This window comes from Streptomyces sp. NPDC038200 (genome assembly GCF_055600785.1).
Genome location: NZ_JBVJYH010000005.1, coordinates 407,116 through 426,454 on the forward strand (window position 1 = coordinate 407,116; position 19,339 = coordinate 426,454).

Below are 19,339 nucleotides of genomic sequence, written 5' to 3' on the forward strand. Positions count from 1 at the left end.
CAGCCGGTCCTTCTCCGCGCACCGCGCATCCGCACCGCACACACCTCCCCGAGGGGTTACGGATCAGCGGGCCGAAAACGCGGGTCTCGGACCGGAAAAAAGTTTTTCGCCGTCAGACCAAACCGATCGGCGGGTTCGCTCCGTATACCCGTCCGTCAAAGGCAAGTCGGCACTGAGGACGGACGGCATGACACCTGTTTTCTCCAGGAGCGGCACGGGACGCGCGGGCCTGGTCACGCTCATCTGCGGCGCGCTGGCCGCCGGAGGGCTCACGGCCGCCGGCGTCGCCACGCTGGCACCCGGGGCGGCCTCCGCCTCCTCCCACCGCGAGGCCCCGCTGATCTCGGGCACCCCGCAGTACGACAACACGGACCTGTACGCGTTCGTCAGCCCGGACAAGCCCGACACGACGACGATCGTGGCGAACTGGATCCCGTTCGAGGAGCCCGCCGGCGGTCCGAACTTCTACACCTTCGCCGACGACGCCCAGTACGACCTCCACATCGACAACAACGGTGACGCGCAGGGCGAGCTGGTGTTCCGCTACACCTTCAAGACCCACACGAAGAACGGGGACACGTTCCTGTACAACACGGGCCCGGTCACCAATCTGGCCGACCCCGACCTCAACATCACGCAGACCTACGACCTCGACCTCATCCGCATGAAGAACGGGCGCGAGGCGTCGAGGACGAAGCTCGCCGACGACGTGCCGGCCGCGCCGTCGAACGTCGGCAAGGCGTCCATGCCGGACTACGGCAAGCTGCGCTCGCAGGCCGTCTACAAGACGGCGGGCGGCACGACGACCTTCGCCGGACAGGCGGACGACCCGTTCTTCCTGGACCTGCGGGTCTTCGACCTGCTGTACGGCGGGAACCTCAGCGAGGTGGGCCGGGACACCCTGAAGGGCTACAACGTCAACACCATCGCCCTGCAGGTGCCGAACGACCTGATCCGCGAGTCCGCCCACCAGCCGGTCGTCGGTCTGTGGTCCACCACCCAGCGCCGTAACGCGCAGGGCTACTACAGCCAGGTCTCGCGCCTGGGCAATCCGCTGGTCAACGAGGTGGTCAACCCGCAGAAGGACAAGGACCGGTTCAACGCCTCGCAGCCCGCGTACGACGCGCAGTTCCTGAAGAACGTCACCAACCCCGAGCTGCCGAAGCTCATCGAGTCGATCTACAAGATCAAGGCGCCCGCCGAGCCGCGCAACGACCTGGTCGACGTGTTCCTCAAGGGCGTCAAGGGCCTCAACCAGCCGCCGAACGTGAAGGCTTCGGAGCAGCTCCGGCTGAACACCTCGATCAAGCCGGCCATGCATCCCAAGCGGCTGGGTGTGCTGGACGGTGACAACGCGGGCTTCCCGAACGGGCGTCGGCTCACCGACGACGTGATCGACGAGGCGCTCCAGGTCGTCGAGGGCGAACTGGTCGGCTCGAAGAACGACCTGGGTGACGCGGTCGACAAGAACGACAAGAAGTTCGAGAAGTACTTCCCGTACGTCGCCGAGCCCACGGCCGGTTCGCGCGGCCGGCTCGCCAAGGGCACGACGGCGGGCACGGACGTGCGCAGCCAGCTCGGTGACGCCCTCCAGCCGGCCGGGTCCTCCTCCGGCACGTCGGGCGACACCCTGCTGATCGCCGCCTCCGCGGCCTCCGGCGCGGCGGGGATCCTGCTGATCGGCACCGCCTTCGCGTGGTGGCGCCGGCGCATGCAGCGCGCGTACTGATCCCCGCATCCACCGAGACCGGCGCGGCCCGTGTTCCCCCCTCCCCCACGACGGGCCGCGCCTCACACACGACCGACGGAGGAGAAGGCATGAGCCCGCGCGGGCAGGACGACGAGATCGACGCCCAGAGGGCGGACACGGGCGAGACCGACCCGCCCGCACCGCTTCCGGCACCGACGGCTCCGGACGGACGCTCCTCCGCGGCCGACGACGCGGACGCGGCCGAGGGCGCCGGGGGTGGGGGTGCCGCGGGTGAGGGTGCCGCGGCCGAAGGCGCCGCGACCGAGGGCGCCGGGGGTGGGGGTGCCGCGGCCGAAGGCGCCGGGGGTGGGGGTGCCGGGGGTGACGAGCGGGGCGCGGCCGTCCGTCGGGCGAGTGCTGTCGGGCGGCGCGGGCGCGGGGCCCGGCTCGTGGCCGGCGCGGCCCTGCTGGCCGTCGCCATGACCGGCGGCGCCGTCGCGCTCGGCGCCGGCCGGGCGCCGGCGTCCCAGCCGGTCGCCGCCGCTGCCGTCGACCCCGCGGTCCTGGGCGGCGGGGACCTGGACGCGGGCATCACCGCGCTGCAGACGCATCTGCGGACCCAGCCGAGGGACTCCGGCGGCTGGGCCACCCTCGGCCTGGCCTACGTCGAGCAGGCCCGGACCAAGGGCGACCCGTCCCGGTACCCGCAGGCGGAGCAGGCGCTGCGGCGGTCGCTGTCGCTGACGCCGGACAACGACCAGGCCCTGGCCGGCCGCGCCGCCCTCGCCGCCGCCCGGCACGACTTCGCGCCCGCCCTCGCCTTCGCGGACGCGGCCCTGCGGCAGAACCCGTACAGCGAGCGCGCGCTGTCCTCCCGGATCGACGCCCTGGTCGAACTCGGCCGGTACACCGACGCGGCCGAGGCCGCGAGGACCGCCGACGCACGCAAACCGGGCGTGCCGGTCTTCACCCGGTACGCCTATGTGCACGAGCTGCGCGGGGACGTGGCCACGGCCCGCCGGGTCCTGCGGCAGGCGCTGTCCGCCGCCACGTCCCCGGGCGACACCGCCTACGTGGCCACCCAGCTCGGCCAACTCGCCTGGAACCAGGGCGACCACCGCACGGCTCTCACCTTCTACGCGCGCGCTCTGGCCGCCGACGACGGCTACCTCCCCGCGCTGGAGGGCCGGGCCCGCGCACGGGCGGCCGGTGGTGACCGGGCCGCGGCGATCAAGGACATGGAGACGGTGGTCGCCCGCGCTCCGCTGCCCGGTTCGCTGGTCGCGCTGGGCGAGCTGTACGAGGCGCGCGGCGCGGCGGGCGACCCGGCGCGGGCCCGGCGGCAGTACGCGCTGGTCGACGCCTGGATCGCCCTGGCCCGTGCCAACGGCGTCAACGCCGACCTGGACACCGCGCTGGCCGCCGCCGACCACGGCGACAAGCGGGCCGCCCTGCGCGCGGCCCGCGCCGAATGGGCCCGCCGGCACACGGTGCACACGGCGGACGCGCTCGCCTGGGCGCTGCACGTCAACGGACGCGACGGCGAGGCCCTGCCGTACGCCCGCCGGGCCACCGCCACCGGTTACCGCAACGCCGCCTTCCTGTACCACCGGGGCACGATCGAGCTGGCGACGGGCCATCGGGCGGCAGGCCGCGCCTCGCTGGCCTCGGCCCTGAAGCTGAACCCGGGCTTCTCCCCGCTCGGCGCCGCGCGGGCCCGCAAGGCGCTGGAGGGTGCCGAGTGAAGCCGCGTCTGCTGTGCCTCCTGCTCGCCGTGTGCGCCCTGGCGCTCCTCCCCGCCGGCGCCGCGAGCGCGCACCCCCTCGGCAACTTCACCGTGAACCGCTACGACGGTCTGGTCGCCGCTCCCGGACAGCTCCGCGTCGACCATGTCGAGGACCTGGCCGAGATCCCGGCGACCCAGGCCAAGCCCGGCATCGAGGAGCTGGGGCTGAGTGCCTGGGCCCGGCAGCGGTGCGCGCGGGCCGCCGCCGACAGCAGGCTCAGCGTCGACGGGCGTACGACGGGGCTGACGGCCGTCCGCGGCAGCGCGCGGCTGCGCCCCGGCCAGGCCGGGCTGGACACCCTGCGCGTGGAGTGCCGGTTCACCGCCCCGCTCCCCCGCGGTGCCGCCGTCGGCCTGGGTTTCCACGGTGCGGGCGCCACCGGCGGGCCCGGCTGGCGGGAGATCACCGCGCGCGGCGACCGGATGACGCTGACCGCGACGGACGTCCCGAAGGAGTCGGTGTCGCGGGAGCTGACCGCCTATCCCGAGGACCTGCTGTCCTCGCCCGCCGACACCGCTGCCGCCACGCTGCGGGTGCGGCCCGGCGGACCGGCGCTCGTGGCGGCCGACGAGCGGCAGGCGGCGCCGGGCGCCGGTGTGCTCCCCCGGGGCGCCGACCGCTGGACCCGGGCCCTGGACGACCTCGTGGCCCGGCACGACCTCACCGTGGGCTTCGCCGGACTGGCCCTGCTCATCGCCGTCTTCCTGGGAGCGATGCACGCTCTCGCGCCGGGCCACGGCAAGACCCTGATGGCCGCGACGGCGGCGGCGCGCGGGGGCCGGGCCCGGCCGCGGGACGTGCTGCCGCTGGCCGCGTCGGTCACCGTGACCCACACCCTCGGCGTGGTGGCCCTCGGCCTCCTCGTCACGGCCGGCTCCGCCGCCGCACCCGCGGTGATCTCCTGGCTGGGCATCGCCAGCGGCGTCCTGGTGCTGGCGGCGGGCGTGACGCTCGTCCGCCGGGCCTGGCACAACCGTGCCCACGCGACCGCCGCGCCCCGGACGGCGGCGGTCCGGCGGGAGTTGGCGACGGTGGGCGCCCCCGACCACGGCGCGGCCCACCACCACGACCACGGCCACCACGACCACGACCACAGCCACCACGACCACAAAGACCGCAGCCACCACGACCACGACCACCATCACCACCACGACGGTGACGAGCACACCCACGGCGGCCACACGCACACCCACACCCACACCCACGGCGGTCACACGCACACGCATGCCGTCGCGCCCACCCTCCGCGGCACGATCCTGCTCGGGTTCGCGGGTGGGCTGGTGCCCAGTCCGTCCGCCGTGGTCGTGCTGGTCGGCGCCGCCGCGCTCGGCAAGGCCTGGTTCGGGCTGCTGCTCGTCGTGGCGTACGGGGCCGGTCTCGCGCTGACCCTCACCGCCGCCGGGTTCGCCGTCGTACGGCTGGGGTCGGGGGCCGCCCGGGTGCTGGAGCGGCGCCCGCGCTGGACCACCCACCCGCTGGCCTCCCTGATGCACCGGACCCTGCCGCTCGTGTCGGCTCTGGTCGTGCTGGCCCTGGGCACGGGATTGGTGCTCAAGGGGGCCGCAACCGCACTCGGCTGAGCTACTTTTGTGGAGGATTCGCGCGAGATGCCGTGGGGGGCGCCCGTGTCCGGAGAGCCGGGCCGTGAACGTGTGATCGCGGGCCGCTACCGCCTGCTGTCCCCGCTGGGCGAGGGCGGCATGGGGACCGTGTGGCGGGCCCGGGACGAGGTGCTGCACCGCGAGGTGGCCGTCAAGGAGGTGCGGGCGCCGGCGGGACTGCCCGGCCCCGAGGTCGAGCGGATGTACGCGCGTCTGGAGCGCGAGGCGTGGGCGGCGGCCCGGGTCGCGAACCGCAACGTGGTCACGGTGTACGACGTGGCGATGGAGGGCGGCCGGCCCTGGATCGTGATGGAGCTGGTGCGCGGGCCGTCCCTCGCCGATCGGCTGGAGGCGGAGGGGCCCCTGCCGCCGCAGCGGGCCGCGCACATCGGTGCCGAGGTGCTGTCCGCGCTGCGCGCCGCGCATGCCGCCGGTGTGCTGCACCGGGACGTGAAGCCGGCCAACGTGCTGCTGGCCGACGACGGCCGGGTGGTCCTCACCGACTTCGGGATCGCCACGGTGGAGGGCAGCTCGGCGCTGACCATGACCGGCGAGGTGATCGGTTCGCCCGAGTTCCTGGCGCCGGAGCGGGCGCTGGGCCGGACGCCGGGTCCCGAGTCGGACCTGTGGTCGCTGGGGGTGCTGCTGTACGCGGCCGTCGAGGGCATCTCCCCGTTCCGGCAGGACACCCCGCTCAGCACGCTGCGTGCCGTGGTGGACGAGGAGTTGCCGCCGCCGCGCTGGGCCGGGCCGCTCGCGCCCGTCATCAGGGGGCTGCTGCGCAAGGACCCCGCCGAGCGGCTGCCCGCGGAGCAGGCGGAACGGGATCTGCGGCTGGTCGCGGCGGGCGGGACGACGCGCGCGGACACCGCGCCGGCGGCGCCGTACTCGCCGACGGCCACGGCCCGGCGGGCCGAAGCGCCGCCCCCACCGCCCGTGCCGTCGCCCACCGGGTACCCGGACCCCCGCACCGCGGTCGCCGAGCCGGAACCGCGGCCCGGGCGCGACCGCCGCGCCGCCGTGGTGCTGGTCGCGGGGGTGCTGGCGGTCCTGCTGGCGCTGGCCGGACTGACGTACGCGCTGCTGGACCGCGACGCCGGGGACAGGCACGGGAAGGCCACCGCGAGCACCGGCCGGACGAGCGGCGGCGGCGCCCGCTCCCCCGCGTCGAACGGCAGCCCCGACACGGACACCGGGGCCCCCGCGCCCACCCGCGTCAGTGCCTCGGCGAGCAGCCGGCCGGCCCAGTCGGTGCGCGTCACGCTGACCGGAGCGCACACGGAGTACTCCGGGACCTGTCCGCCGCCGGCCGGGCAGGCGCCCGCGTTCACGGCGGAGTTCACGGTGGGGCGGCTGCCCGCTCGGGTCGAGTACCGGTGGGTGCTCGCGCACGGCTCGCTGTCGGACCCCGGCTGGCAGACGCTGTCGTTCCCGGCGGACGGCCCGCGCACCCGGCAGCGGCAGGTGACGGTGACGACGTACGCCGAGGGCGGGACCGTGGAGAACGCGATCAGCGTGGAGGTCCGCGGTCCCGTACGGGTCACGTCGGACTCCGTGCCGTTCTCGGTGACCTGTACGACGGCGGCGGAGACCCCGTCGGAAGGGGCCTCCGCCTCACCGTCGGCCTCACCCTGAGGAGCGGCCGGGAAAGTTCACCCCGACGGGCGAAGCCGTACGGATCACGCCGCGTTGGTGAACACCGGCAGGTAGCCGCCGGACTGGCCGGCCGCGGTCGGGTGGTAGGACTCGCCGATGTCGAGCCAGTTGACGCTGTGCAGCCAGGAGTTGGCGGAGCAGATCTCGTGGCCGGAGAACGTGGTGCGGACGTCGCCGAAGACGAAGCCGTGGGCGGTGGCGCGGGTCTTGATGGTGGCGTCGATGTAGTCGGCGGCGTCGTTGATCGCGGACCGCTTGGTCTCCGACAGGCCGAGGCAGGACTGGCCGAGCAGGTAGAAGCGGGGGTAGCCGATGACGACCACCCGGGCGGAGGGGGCCTTGGCGCTGATCGCGTTGTAGACGGTGTCCAGCTTCCCGGGGAGCGTGCCCGCGACGTACGCCTTGGCGGTGTTGATCCGGGACAGGCAGGAGCTGTCGGACTGGAGCACACAGGTCGTCATGACGTCGGCGAAACCGGCGTCGTTGCCGCCGATGGAGATGGACACCAGCGAGGTGGAGGAGTTCAGCGAGCCCAGCTGGCCCGCGAGCACGTCGTCGGTGGTCGCGCCGGAGCACGCGTTGAAGGCGAACGAGGAGGGGTTGTGCGCGGCGTTCCACAGGTACGGGTACGCCTTGGTGCTGCGGTCGCAGTCGCCGCTTGAGCTGATGTAGCTGCCGGAGCCGACCCCGGAGGAGTACGAGTCGCCGAGCGCGACGTAGCCGCCGGTCGCGGCCGTCGAGGACGCCTGCGCCGAAGCGGCCCCGGTGAGACCGAGGCCGACGGCGAGGAGGAGCGAAGTAACGAATCCGGTAATTCGGGAACGTCTCATGGAACCTCCCTTTAGCAGGATCTCTGCCATGACTTTCGTAGCAGCTACGCGTGTTGACAGGAAGTGTCCATGCCAAGACTTTTGCGTTCTCAACAGGATCAACCCGAGACGTTCACCGCTCATATATTGCGTGTGCATGTCAGCTCTATTGACTGATCGTCAACTCCCTTGTCCTGCACGGGCGGGAGACCGACGCTGGATGCAGCCCCGGAGCGGAACGCGACGCTCCAGGGCCGTGTGCGCAAGCCCGCGCGCACCCCCACTCACGCGCGCCGAGACCCGGGCGCGCGCCGCCAGCAGGAGGACTCCCCCGCAATGGCACACCTGCGTACCCGCAAGCTCCGCATAGCCGCGCTCACGGGCGTGGCCACCGCCGCCCTCGTCGGCGGGCTCACCGCCCTGCCCGCCCAGGCGGCCCCGGCTACCGGCACGGTGCTGGCCGCGAACTCCCCCGCGGCCGTCAAGGGCAGCTACATCGTCACCCTGAAGAAGACGGCCGGCTTCACGGCCTCGTCCAGCACCGGCAAGAGCCTGGTCGAGCGGTACGGCGGCACGGTCCGGAAGACCTTCCGCGCCGCCCTGAACGGCTACACCGCCCACCTGACCGCGGCCGAGGCCGCGAGACTCGCCGCCGACCCGGCGGTGGCCGCCGTGGAACAGGACCAGCGCGTCCACCTGGCCGACACCACCCAGTCCAGCGCCCCCTGGGGGCTGGACCGCATCGACCAGGCGAACCTGCCGCTGTCCGGCACCTACACCTACCCGGACAGCGCGGGCAGCGGCGTGACGGCGTACGTCATCGACACGGGCGTCCGCATCACGCACACCCAGATCAACGGCCGTGCCTCGTACGGCTACGACGAGGTGGACAACGACACCACCGCCCAGGACGGCAACGGCCACGGCACCCATGTGGCCACCACCATCGCGGGCTCCACCTACGGCGTGGCCAAGAAGGCGAAGATCGTCGCCGTGCGCGTGCTCGACGACAACGGCTCCGGCACGACCGCCGGGGTGATCGCCGGCGTCGACTGGGTGACCGCGAACCACAGCGGTCCCTCGGTCGCCAACCTCTCGCTGGGCGGCTCCGCCTCCACCTCGCTGGACACGGCGGTGCGCAACTCCATCGCGAGCGGCGTCACCTACGCGATCGCGGCCGGCAACAGCAACGCCAACGCCTCCTCGTACTCCCCCGCCCGGGTGACCGAGGCCATCACGGTCGGCGCCACCACCAGCTCCGACGCCAGGGCGAGCTACTCCAACTACGGCTCGGTGCTGGACGTGTTCGCGCCCGGTTCGTCGATCACGGCCGGCTGGAACACCAGCGACACCGCCACCAACACCATCTCCGGCACCTCCATGGCCACCCCGCACGTTGCCGGCGCCGCCGCCGTCTACCTCGCGGGCCACACCTCGGCCACCCCGGCCCAGGTCGCCTCGGCCCTGGTCAACGGCGCCACGTCCGGCAAGGTCACCAGCCCGGGCAGCGGCTCGCCGAACAAGCTCCTGAAGATCGTCCCGTAAGGCTCGCGCCACCCCGCAGACCACCCGTTCCCCGGAGGCCCTCCAGCCCTCCGGGGAACGGGTGTACCCAGGGGGACGTCGTCTTGACGGCCCGCCCGTGCCTGCGCCACATTGAAGCCCGGCATCCGGCGCGTCGGGGGGCAAAGTCGCCAATGCAGACCTTACGCAACAAGACACCTCCGCCAGACGGCGCCGAGTCGGCTGCCGACGGGCCGCGGCCAGGACCGGGGAGGGTCCTGACACCGCTGCTCGCCGGGGCCGCGACCGCCGTCGCGGCGGCCGGTGCGCTGCTCGCGCTCATCGACTCCGCCTCGCCTCTGCGTGCGCCGTGCACGCTGTTCTTCCTGCTCGCGGCGCCGGCCGTGGCGATCGGCGCCGCACTGCGCGGGCTGGATCCCCTCGGCCGGACGGTCACGGCCCTCGCGGGCGCGGTGGTCGTCGACATGCTGGTCGCCCAGGGGATGCTGGCCGTGCACCACTGGTCGGCGCACGGCGGGGTGCTCGCGGTGGGCGCATTCAGTGTGCTGGTTCTGCTGGCGACTTCGCTCGCGGCACGAATTTCCGGAAAACACACGCAAGACTGAACAACATGGGCCAAGGTTGTGTAAGGGCCAAACCGCCAGCAAACTGAGGCAGCCCTCGGGTCTTGCCTCCAGGCTTCCATCGTCAATACCGTCGTACATCACCCGTACCGGGTGCGTCGCCCATGGCTCCAGGGGAGGGTTCAGGGCCGCGGCGTCTCCGGCGCGGGGCGCGGTAGGGGGGTGCCGTGCTCGGTGACCGTACCTGTGACCGAGTCGTGCCGCGCGACCGGCCGCCGTCCTTTTCCGGCAGACCGGCCAGCTTTGCCAGCTCGTCAGCGGAACCGTAGATCGTCGCGGACCCCGGTCCGCGGCTCGGGTCTGCCGTGCCGAAGACGAGAACCCCCCTTTCGAACCGGACACAGAGCCGGACCGCCCAGGGGCGGGCGGTCCACCGGACGAGAGGGAAGAAGACGCATGAGTTCCGTTCTGCGCCCGCCTGGTTCGGGTCGTGATCCGTCAATCGCCGCCGACTACCGGCCCATCTCCTCTCACCTGGCGATCACTCCGCCGGTGAGCGTGGTGATTCCCGCCATGAACGAGGCGGAGAATCTGCCGTACGTCTTCAAGACCCTGCCGGGCTGGATACACGAAGTGGTCCTGGTGGACGGCAACTCCACGGACGGCACCGTCGAAGTGGCGCGTTCCCTGTGGCCGGAGGTCAAGGTCGTCGGACAGCGCGGCAAGGGCAAGGGCGATGCCCTGATCACCGGGTTCGAGGCGTGCTCCGGCGACATCATCGTGATGGTCGACGCGGACGGCTCGGCCGACGGCGGGGAGATCGTGTCGTACGTCTCCGCCCTGGTCTCCGGCGCCGACTTCGCCAAGGGCTCACGGTTCGCCAACGGCGGCGGCACGGACGACATGACCTTCATCCGCAAACTCGGCAACTGGGCGCTGTGCACGGTCGTCAACCGCAAGTTCGGCGCCCGCTACACCGATCTGTGCTACGGATACAACGCGTTCTGGCGGCACTGCCTGGACAAGATCGACCTCGACTGCACCGGCTTCGAGGTCGAGACGCTGATGAACATCAGAGTGGTCAAGGCGGGCCTGAAGGTGCAGGAGATCCCCAGCCACGAGTACCTCCGGATCCACGGCACGAGCAATCTGCGGGCCGTCCGGGACGGGCTGCGGGTGCTGAAGGTGATCCTGAAGGAGCGGTCCAACCGGCGCGACCTGCGCCGCCGCACCCACCGCTCCCCGCTGCTGCACACCGGTCAGGGAGAGGTCTCTTGACGGATCCCGGCATCTCCGTCGTGATCTGTGTGTACACCGAGGACCGCTGGGAGGACATCCTCGCGGCGGTCTCCTCGGTGCGCGCGCAGTCGTATCCGGCGCTGGAGACCCTCCTGGTCGTGGACCACCACCCGGGCCTCGCGGACCGGCTGGCCCGCGAGTACGAGGAGAGCGAAGGCATCCGGGTCCTGCCCAACGCGGGGCCCCGCGGGCTGTCCTCCGGGCGCAACACCGGCATCGCCGCCTCCCGCGGCGAGGTGATCGCCTTCCTGGACGACGACGCCGTGGCCGAGCGGGACTGGCTGCGCCACTTCGCCGCGGGGTACGCCGACCCGCGGGTGCTGGCGGTCGGCGGCCGTACGGTGCCCAGCTGGGCGTCGGGCCGGCGGCCGGACTGGTTCCCGGAGGAGTTCGACTGGGTGGTGGGCTGCACGTACAAGGGGCTGCCGCCCGGCCGGGTGCGGGTCCGCAACGTCCTCGGCGGCAACGCCTCCTTCCGGCGGACGGCGTTCGAGGCGGCGGGCGGCTTCGCCATCGGCATCGGCCGCGACGGCGACCGCCGCCCGCTGGGCTGCGAGGAGACGGAGCTGTGCATCCGCCTCACCCGCGCCCGCCCGGACGCCGTCCTGCTCATCGACGACCGCGCGGTGATCCACCACCGGGTGCCCGGGCCCCGGGAGCGCTTCGCCTACTTCCGCGCCCGCACCTACGCCGAGGGCCTGTCCAAGGCGCTCGTGGCGCGCAGCGTCGGCGCGGGCAAGGGCCTGGAATCCGAACGCCGGTACACCACACGGGTGTTGCCGGCCGGGATCGCCCGGGGACTGAGGGACACCCTGCTCGGCCGGCCGGGCGGGGCGGGGCGCGCGGGCGCGATCGTCGCCGGGGTGCTGGGCGCCGCGGGCGGCTACGCGGTGGGCAGCCTCCGGGCCCGCCGCAGCGGTACGGCGTTCGCGCCGGCCCCGGTCCAGGCACCACCCCGGACACCGGCCGAGACATCGAGCCGGACACCGGACCGGACACCGGCCGAGACATCCGGCCGCACGCCGGACCGGAAGCAGGCCGGGGCATCGAGCCGGACGCAGGGCCCGGCGCACGGTCAGGTGCCGATCCCAGGGGGCAGCCATGAGTGACACGCCCGTGCCCATCCTCATGTACCACTCGGTCGCGACCGCCCCCAAGGACGCCACCCGGGCCCTGTCGGTCGCGCCCGAGGCCTTCGGCGAGCAGATGGCGGTCATCGACGATCTGGGGCTCACCCCGGTCACCACCGCCGACCTCGCCGCCCGCTGGCGCTCCGGCCACCCGCTGCCCGCCCTGCCGGTGCTGATCACCTTCGACGACGGCTACGAGGGCGTCCACCGGCACGCCCTGCCCGTGCTCGCCGAGCACGGCTTCCCGGCCACACTGTTCGTCTCCACCGGCTGGCTCAGGGGCGCCCACGACACCGGGGGCGGCCCGGACACCATGCTCGACTGGCGGCAGGTGCGCGAACTCGCCGCCGCCGGGATCGAGATCGGCGGGCACAGTCACACCCATCCCCAGCTCGACCAGCTGCCCGACGCCGGGCTGGACGCCGAACTGGCCCGCTGTACGGAGATCGTCACCGCGGAACTCGGTGCGCGCCCCACGTCCTTCGCCTACCCGTACGGCTACTCCAGCCGCCGGGTCCGCCGGGCCGTGCGCACGGCCGGGTACACCCAGGCGCTCGCCGTGGGCAATGCCCTCGCCCGCCGCCGCCAGGGCCCGTACGCCCTCCAGCGGCTCACGGTCCGCCGCGGCACCGGCGCCGAGGAGTTCGAACGGCTGCTCCTCGGCCGCTCCCTCGCCCGCACCTTCGCCGGGGACCGCGCCCTCACCAAGGGGTACGCCCTGGTCCGCAGAGCCCGCCAGGTCCGCCGGAAGGCCATCCGTTCCCGTGTCTGACACGACCACCACGACCGAGACCGAGACGCCCGACGCCACGGCGCCCGGGAAGACCGGGCGCCGGCTGCGACTGCCCGGCAGGGGCCGGTCCGGCGACGGCGGCCCGCTGTTCCGCAACGCCTACGCGCTGATGCTCAACACCGGCATCTCCGCCGTTCTCGGGCTCGGCTTCTGGCTGGCCGCGGCACGCTACTACTCCGAGTCGGCGGTCGGCCAGGGATCGGCCGCCATCGCCGCGATGAAGTTCCTCGCCGGGCTGACCGCGGTGACCCTGACCGGCGCCCTGGCCCGCTTCATCCCGGTGGCCGGCGGCCGGACCGGCCGGCTCGTCCGCCGCACCTACGCGGGCAGTTCACTGATCGTGGCGGTGGCCGCGGGCGTCTTCCTGCTGACGCTGGACGTCTGGGGGCCGTCGTACCGCTTCCTGCACGGCACGCTCAACGGGCTCGGTTTCATCGTGGCGGTCGCCGCCTGGAACCTGCTCACCCTCCAGGACGGTGTGCTGACCGGGCTGCGCAGCGCGCCCTGGGTGCCGGTCGGCAACACCGTGTTCTCGGCGGTCAAGCTGGCCCTGCTGGCCGCGTTCGCCGTCGCCCTGCCCACCACCGGCGTCTTCGTGTCCTGGGTGGCCGCCATCGCCACCTCGGTGATCCCGCTGGGCTGGCTGGTGTTCCGGCGGCTGGTGCCCCGCCATGTGACGGCGACCGAGGGCCACGCCGGCCCGCCGACGCCGAGGGAACTGGTCAGATTCCTGGCCGGGGACTACACCGGCTCCCTGTTCTCCCTGGCCGTGGTCTACCTCGTCCCGGTGATCATCGCCGCGCAGGTCAGCTCCGAGGAGAACGCCTACTTCTACATCGCCACCACCATCGGCGGCACGACCAACCTGCTCGCCATCAACATGGGCGCCTCCCTGACCGTCGAGGGCTCGCACGACCCGGCCCGGCTGGCCGCCAACACCCGGGCCGCGCTGCAGCGGATGGCCCGGATCATGCTGCCGGTCGCCGGTGTGCTGTTCGTCGGCGCGCCCTGGATCCTGGGCGTGTTCGGCGGCGGCTACGCGGACGCGGCGACCCCGCTGCTGCGCTGGTTCGCGGTCGGCGCGGTCCTGCGGACCGTGATGGAGACCCACTTCGCGGTGCTGCGCGCACAGAGCCGCACCGCCGGACTGGCCTGGCTCCAGGGCCTGTTGTGCGTGCTGGTGCTCGGCCTCACGCTGCTGCTCCTGCCGCGGATGGGGCTGACCGGCGCGGGCGTCGCCGAGATCTCCAGCCTCGCGGTGATCGTGGCGCTCGCCGCGCCGAAGCTGTGGCGGACGGTGCGGGCCGCGCCCGTCGCGGTGTCCGAGGCCGCGGCACCCGACGGGGACCTCGCCGACCTCGGAACGCTTCCACGCTCCCGGGTCCGCCCGCGCGGGGGGACCCTCCCCGGCCCGGCCTCCGCCCCGGCGCGCCGGCCGAGACCCGCCTGGGCCCTGGACGCCGACACCCTGGCCCTCGGCGTCCACGTGGACCTCGACCACGCGGAACGCCGGCCGGACGTCCGCCCGGGGCCGGGCACCCCGCCCGCGGGCACCGCCGTACCGCTGCCGGTGGAGCGGCCGGAGCCGACGGCCGAGCCCGGGGACGCCCCACCGAAGCGCCCCGTACCCGAGGACGCCCTTCCGGTGGGTGCCGTACCGGAGGACGCCGTACCGGAGGACGCCGTACCGGAGGAGTCGCGGTCCTCCGGGCGCGGCCGTCGGCGGCCCACCCGGAGCGGCTTCGTCCTCGGCTGTCTGCTCGTGGCCGCACTGCTGCTGTATTGGGTGCCCGCGCTGCGGCTCGGCGAGAGCGACCTGGACCGGATGGGCGGGCTCGGGCTGGTGTCGGTGCTGCCGCCGGCGACGCTGGCCGGCGCGGCCCTGCTGATCACCGTCTTCGCCGCGCTGCTCCGGCTGCGCCGCGAACACCGCGCGCTGCTGCTGCTCACGCTGCTGGCGACCGTGGTGTCGCTGCACGCGCTGCCCGCGGTGATCGAACCGGCGCCCCGCTTCCCGACGGCCTGGCAGCACCTGGGGTTCATCGACTACATCGACCGCACCGGCTCCGCCGTCCCGGACCTGGACGCCCGCTGGAGCTGGCCGGGCTTCTTCGCGGTGGCCGCGTTCGCCGGCCGGGCATGCGGGATCGGCGACTTCACCGAGGTCATCCGCTGGTGGCCGACGGCTGTCCAGCTCGCCTATCTGGCACCGCTGTTCCTGCTCACCCGGGCGCTGCGGGCGAGCTGGCGGGCGAAGTGGACCGGCGTCTGGATCTTCGTGCTGAGCGGCTGGGTCGGTCAGGACTACTTCTCCCCGCAGGGCTTCACCTATCTGCTGTACCTGGTGTTCGTGGCGGTCCTGCTGGTCTGGTTCCGCCCGCCGCGGGTGATCTGGACGAAGCTGCGCCCCGGTGAGGCCGAGGTGGAACCCACCGACCGGCGCCGACGGGCCGTGCTGCTCCTGCTGCTGATCGGCCTGTACGCGGCGACCGTGCCCGCGCACCAGCTCACCCCCTTCGTGATGCTGGGCGTGCTCGCCGCCCTCGTCCTGCTGGGCCGGTCCGAACTGCGCGGCCTGCCGTTGCTGTTCGCGGTGCTGGTCGCGGTCTGGGTCGGTTTCCTGGCCGAGCCCTACTGGTCGGGGCACTTCGACGAGCTGTTCGGCGGGGTCGGCGGGGTCGGCAGCAATGTGTCCACCTCGGTCTCCGGCCGTATCCAGGGCGGGAGTTCGACGCACAAGCTGGTGCTGTACGCCCGGGTGCTGCTGGCCGGCTCGGTGCTGGGCCTGGCCTGCTGGGGCTGGTGGCGGCGGCGCCGCCACCGGCTGCGCGAACGGTCGCTGCTGATCCTCACGTTCGTGCCGTTCCTGGGCTTCGGCATGCAGTCGTACGGCGGTGAGATGGCGCTGCGGGTCTTCATGTTCGCGGTGCCGGGGGCGGCCCTGCTCGGCGGGCTCGCGCTCTTCCCGCGCATCGGTGCCGCCGCGCGGCAGCGCCGGCAGCGCCTGGCCCCCGTGGCCGCGCTGCTCACCGGGCTGCTGCTGATGGGCGGGTTCCTCGTGGCCCGCTGGGGCAACGAGCCGTTCGAGCGGACCCGGCCCGGCGAGGTCGCGGCCATGAACTGGGTGTACGCCCACGACCGGCCGACGGTACGGCTGCTGTGGCTGACCCAGGACCCGGTCAACGACGTGACGCCGGCGCTGCCGTGGGGCGCGCGGGACATGGAGCGGGTGAACTACGTGCCGACGCCGGCGCCGACCGACCCCGCGCTGGTGGCCGGCCTGGTCAAGGCGCTCAAGGACGCCGGCCCGAACGCGTATCTGATGATCAACCGGAGTCAGGTGACGTACCTGGAGCTGGACGCGGGCTACCCGAAGACCTGGGAGCCCCGGCTGGCCGGGCATCTGGACGGCCGGGCGGACCTGACGAAGGTCCTGGTCAACGAGGACGTCACGGTGTACGCGCTGCGCCGGCAGCCGACGGGGCCGGTGCCGCGGCCGCATCCGGGACCGATCGGGCCGCAGGTGACCTGGACGCCCTGGTCGGTGGTCGGTGCGCTGGCCGCCGTGGTCCTGGTCCTGCTGCTGGCCGCCCGCGAACTGGTGCGGGTCGCGGTCCCGCCGAGCACCCGCCGGCTGCGTCTGCTGCAGGGCGGTTTCTGGTTCTCGCTCCCGCTGCTCGCCGTGGTGCTGGCCTCGCTGGTGCAGCGGTTCCTGACGATGAAGTGACGGGTGGCGGTGGTTCAGCGGTCGAGCCACTTCACCTCGTAGGCGCCCATCCGGAACCGTTTGCCGTCGACGCGTGCGCTGATCGGCCGGTCGAGGGTGTTGACCACGAGAACGGTCTCGCCGGTGGCCAGGACACGGACGTGGGGCACGTCGTCCGGGGCGACGGACACGGTCGCGTACCGGGTGCCCGGCGGGAACGCCCGGGCGAAGCGGGACACCAGGTCGTACATGGGCAGGCGGCGGCCCCCGTCGGCGGAGTCCGTCGGGGACCACAGGCAGCCGGGGCAGCGGCCCGTCCTCTCCTCCGGGTTCCAGTAGAAGGCGGAGTCGGCGCCGCCGTCCGCCATGGCGATCATGCCGGCGGCCTGGACGGCGACCCGGTGCGGTTCGGACCAGCCGGTGCGTGCGTCGTCGCCGTCGCCGGGCTCGACGTAGTACTCGGCCCACCACAGGGGCAGGTCGCGGGTCTGCCGCCGTACCCACTCGCCGACGGCGGTGAGCTTGGCGGTGGCCGCGAACTCGTCCGGCAGCAGCTCGTCGTCGCGGGTGTAGCTGGCGCCGTCGACCACCGTGAAGTCGGCCCCGGCCTTGTGCGTGTTCCAGTAGGCGAAGGCGTCCAGGACCCGCTGGTCCAGAGCGCCCCAGGGCCCCCGGAGCGCGGTGGAGGCGTTCTCGTCGCGCGGGTCGACACTGTCCATGACCAGGTACGGTCCGCCGACCATGAGGTCCTTGTCGACCTTCTTCAGCGCCTTGTACACGAGGTTGTACATCCGGGTGTAGCCCTCGTAGTCCCAGCGGGACTCGGCGTCGTTCCAGAAGCCCTTGAACTCGTTCCAGACGATGAAGTGCCGTACGTCCGGATAGCGCCGGGCGACGGTCGCGGCGAGGTCGGCGAAGTCCTGGTAGTGGTCCGGTTTCGGCGGGGTCTCCAGGGCGGACCGGCTCCAGTCGGTGGCGCCGGCCCCGGCCTTGCCGCCCTTCATCCAGTCCGGGGAACAGCACAGGGTGATCACCGGGGTGCCGCCGGAGGCGCGGACGAAGTCGATGCGGCGGTCCAGCGCCCCGAAGTCGTAGTGCCCCTCGACCGGTTCGGGGTTGTCGGCTCCCCAGCCCATGATGTGCTGGTTCTGCGGCAGTCCGGCGGTGCGGCCGAGCAGTTGCTCCACGCGTGCGGTGCCGGCCGCGGCGCCCTGGTCGGCGCTGTACTGGGTGTGGGTGAAGCCCCAGCCGACGTACGGTTCCGGCCGCCCGGCCGGGGTGGCCGGGGTGCCGTGCACCTTGTCGCCGTCCCGGGTGGTGCCGGCGGTGCCGGGGCCGCCGGGCCCCGTGCTGACCAGCGTCACGACCAGGGCCAGAGCGGCCACTCCCCCACCGAGCAGGGCGGTGAGCCGCCACCGCCGAGCCGTCGTGAACCACTCATGACGTCCCATCAAGGACACAGTAGTGCCGGGAACCACCTGCCGGGCAGGTATGGGAACACCCGCTCCCCCACGGCGGCACGGGGCTGTTCCGGACCCCGGCGCCGCCGCGCGGAGGGGGCCGGCGGCCGGCGGCACACGGACGGGGAACCGCTTCTCCCGCGGATTTTCCCGCGGAGCGTTGGGGTGGAAATGCCGTGCGCCGAGCCCATCCGTGCCGGATCATGGCGGCATGTCTGCGAACCCACACGACGCTCTGCCGATCCGGCTCCACGTCGACGACTCCGACTCGCCGTCCGACGTCGTCGACGCGCTGTTCCTCGGCCGCTTCGCGACGGGCGAGCAGCCGTACTCGCACGCGGCGAACATCGACCGCGTGCGCTCCGGCGCGACCCTGCTGCCGGAGGGCGCCCGCGTGCTGCGGGTGGCCCGCGACGACGACCGCAGCGCGACCCTCGCCGAGGGCGACGGCTGGACCCTGCTGGTCTCCCGCTGGAACCGGGGCGCGGACGTCACGGTCACCGCGACCAGCGCGGAACTGGCCAAGCAGGTCCTCGACCGGGCCACGGACGGCGCGGCCGACGACCCGGAGCCGCAGCCGGAGAACGTGACGATGGGGTTCTGGTACGTCTCGCCGCGGCGCGGCCCGCACCGCACGACCCGTCAGATCTCCGCGGGCACCTGGGACGAGGTCCGGCCCAACTACACCGCGCCGGTGGCGGACGCCATGGACCGCCTGATGAAGACGACCCCGCAGGACATCGCGGGCCGGCTGCTCCTGCTGCACGGCCCGCCCGGCACCGGCAAGACCTCCGCCCTGCGCACCCTGGCCCGCTCCTGGCGGGACTGGTGCCAGGTGGACTGCGTCCTGGACCCCGAGCGGCTCTTCTCCGACGTCGGCTATCTGATGGACATCGCGATCGGCGAGGACGACGGCGCCGGCAAGGGCCGCTGGCGCCTGCTGCTGCTGGAGGACTGCGACGAGCTGATCCGCGGCGAGGCCCGGCACACCGCGGGGCAGGCCCTGTCCCGGCTGCTGAACCTCACCGACGGCCTGCTCGGCCAGGGGCGCAACGTCCTCGTCGGCGTCACCACCAACGAGGACCTGGAGCGTCTGCACCCGGCCGTGGTCCGCCCCGGCCGCTGTCTCGCCCGCATCGAGGTGGGCCCGCTGACCCGCGCGGAGGCGGTGAACTGGCTCGGCGGCGAAGAGGGCGTCGGCCGGGAGGGCGCGACCCTGGCCGAGCTGTACGCGCTGCGCCGGGGCACCACGCCGACGTCCGTGCCGGGGGCGCGGGAGGGAGCGGACGCGGGGCTGTACCTGTAGTGCTTTCATGAGGGT

Annotated in this window: 13 protein-coding genes; 11 read left to right on the forward strand and 2 right to left on the reverse strand. The window is 73.4% G+C overall.

All coding sequences use genetic code 11. The annotated features are described in order from the left end of the window. The first annotated feature begins 187 nt into the window (after positions 1-187). From ACZ7KF_RS14100 to ACZ7KF_RS14115, 4 genes are all read left to right on the forward strand, one after another. Complete coding sequence (locus tag ACZ7KF_RS14100) at positions 188-1,729, forward strand: DUF4331 domain-containing protein (protein ID WP_471073221.1); 1,542 nt, start codon at positions 188-190, stop codon at positions 1,727-1,729. A gap of 89 nt (positions 1,730-1,818) precedes the next feature. Beyond that, positions 1,819-3,435 (forward strand): tetratricopeptide repeat protein, encoded by a 1,617-nt coding sequence (locus tag ACZ7KF_RS14105; RefSeq protein WP_471073224.1) that lies wholly within the window; start codon positions 1,819-1,821, stop codon positions 3,433-3,435. After that, positions 3,432-5,057, forward strand: a complete 1,626-nt coding sequence (locus tag ACZ7KF_RS14110; protein ID WP_471073227.1) for a HoxN/HupN/NixA family nickel/cobalt transporter — start codon at positions 3,432-3,434, stop codon at positions 5,055-5,057. The genes ACZ7KF_RS14105 and ACZ7KF_RS14110 overlap by 4 nt, the downstream gene beginning before the upstream one ends. A gap of 27 nt (positions 5,058-5,084) precedes the next feature. Beyond that, the gene (locus ACZ7KF_RS14115) at positions 5,085-6,713 is read left to right on the forward strand and encodes a serine/threonine-protein kinase (protein ID WP_471073230.1); all 1,629 of its coding nucleotides are present in this window, start codon (positions 5,085-5,087) and stop codon (positions 6,711-6,713) included. Positions 6,714-6,757: 44 nt separating this feature from the next. Here the strand turns inward: ACZ7KF_RS14115 and ACZ7KF_RS14120 are convergent, their stop codons facing one another. Then, complete coding sequence (locus ACZ7KF_RS14120; protein WP_471073233.1) at positions 6,758-7,564, reverse strand: SGNH/GDSL hydrolase family protein; 807 nt, start codon at positions 7,562-7,564, stop codon at positions 6,758-6,760. Positions 7,565-7,879: 315 nt separating this feature from the next. On the opposite strand from ACZ7KF_RS14120, the gene ACZ7KF_RS14125 reads away from it, so the two are divergent. The 6 genes from ACZ7KF_RS14125 (at position 7,880) to ACZ7KF_RS14150 (ending at position 16,579) form a co-directional block, all read left to right on the forward strand. Next, positions 7,880-9,088: a S8 family peptidase gene (locus ACZ7KF_RS14125; RefSeq protein WP_471073236.1), complete on the forward strand. Its 1,209-nt coding sequence runs from the start codon at positions 7,880-7,882 to the stop codon at positions 9,086-9,088. 152 nt (positions 9,089-9,240) lie between these two features. Continuing rightward, the gene (locus tag ACZ7KF_RS14130; RefSeq protein ID WP_471073239.1) at positions 9,241-9,672 is read left to right on the forward strand and encodes a hypothetical protein; all 432 of its coding nucleotides are present in this window, start codon (positions 9,241-9,243) and stop codon (positions 9,670-9,672) included. A 414-nt stretch (positions 9,673-10,086) separates the two neighbouring features. Then, positions 10,087-10,908 carry a glycosyltransferase family 2 protein gene (locus ACZ7KF_RS14135; RefSeq protein WP_471073242.1) on the forward strand — a complete coding sequence of 274 codons (822 nt, stop codon included), beginning with the start codon at positions 10,087-10,089 and terminating at the stop codon, positions 10,906-10,908. After that, positions 10,905-12,038 carry a glycosyltransferase family 2 protein gene (locus ACZ7KF_RS14140; RefSeq protein ID WP_471073245.1) on the forward strand — a complete coding sequence of 378 codons (1,134 nt, stop codon included), beginning with the start codon at positions 10,905-10,907 and terminating at the stop codon, positions 12,036-12,038. The genes ACZ7KF_RS14135 and ACZ7KF_RS14140 overlap by 4 nt, the downstream gene beginning before the upstream one ends. After that, a complete protein-coding gene (locus tag ACZ7KF_RS14145) occupies positions 12,031-12,831 on the forward strand; it encodes a polysaccharide deacetylase family protein (RefSeq protein ID WP_471073248.1) in 801 nt (266 codons plus the stop codon). The genes ACZ7KF_RS14140 and ACZ7KF_RS14145 overlap by 8 nt, the downstream gene beginning before the upstream one ends. Then, entirely contained in the window at positions 12,824-16,579 is a 3,756-nt protein-coding gene (locus ACZ7KF_RS14150; RefSeq protein WP_471073251.1) for a lipopolysaccharide biosynthesis protein, read from the forward strand. The genes ACZ7KF_RS14145 and ACZ7KF_RS14150 overlap by 8 nt, the downstream gene beginning before the upstream one ends. A gap of 14 nt (positions 16,580-16,593) precedes the next feature. Here the strand turns inward: ACZ7KF_RS14150 and ACZ7KF_RS14155 are convergent, their stop codons facing one another. Further along, complete coding sequence (locus tag ACZ7KF_RS14155) at positions 16,594-18,009, reverse strand: GH39 family glycosyl hydrolase (RefSeq protein ID WP_471073254.1); 1,416 nt, start codon at positions 18,007-18,009, stop codon at positions 16,594-16,596. A 220-nt stretch (positions 18,010-18,229) separates the two neighbouring features. Between ACZ7KF_RS14155 and ACZ7KF_RS14160 the strand changes: the two genes are divergently transcribed. Further along, positions 18,230-19,324 carry a DUF5925 domain-containing protein gene (locus ACZ7KF_RS14160; protein WP_471073257.1) on the forward strand — a complete coding sequence of 365 codons (1,095 nt, stop codon included), beginning with the start codon at positions 18,230-18,232 and terminating at the stop codon, positions 19,322-19,324. Positions 19,325-19,339 lie beyond the last annotated feature (15 nt).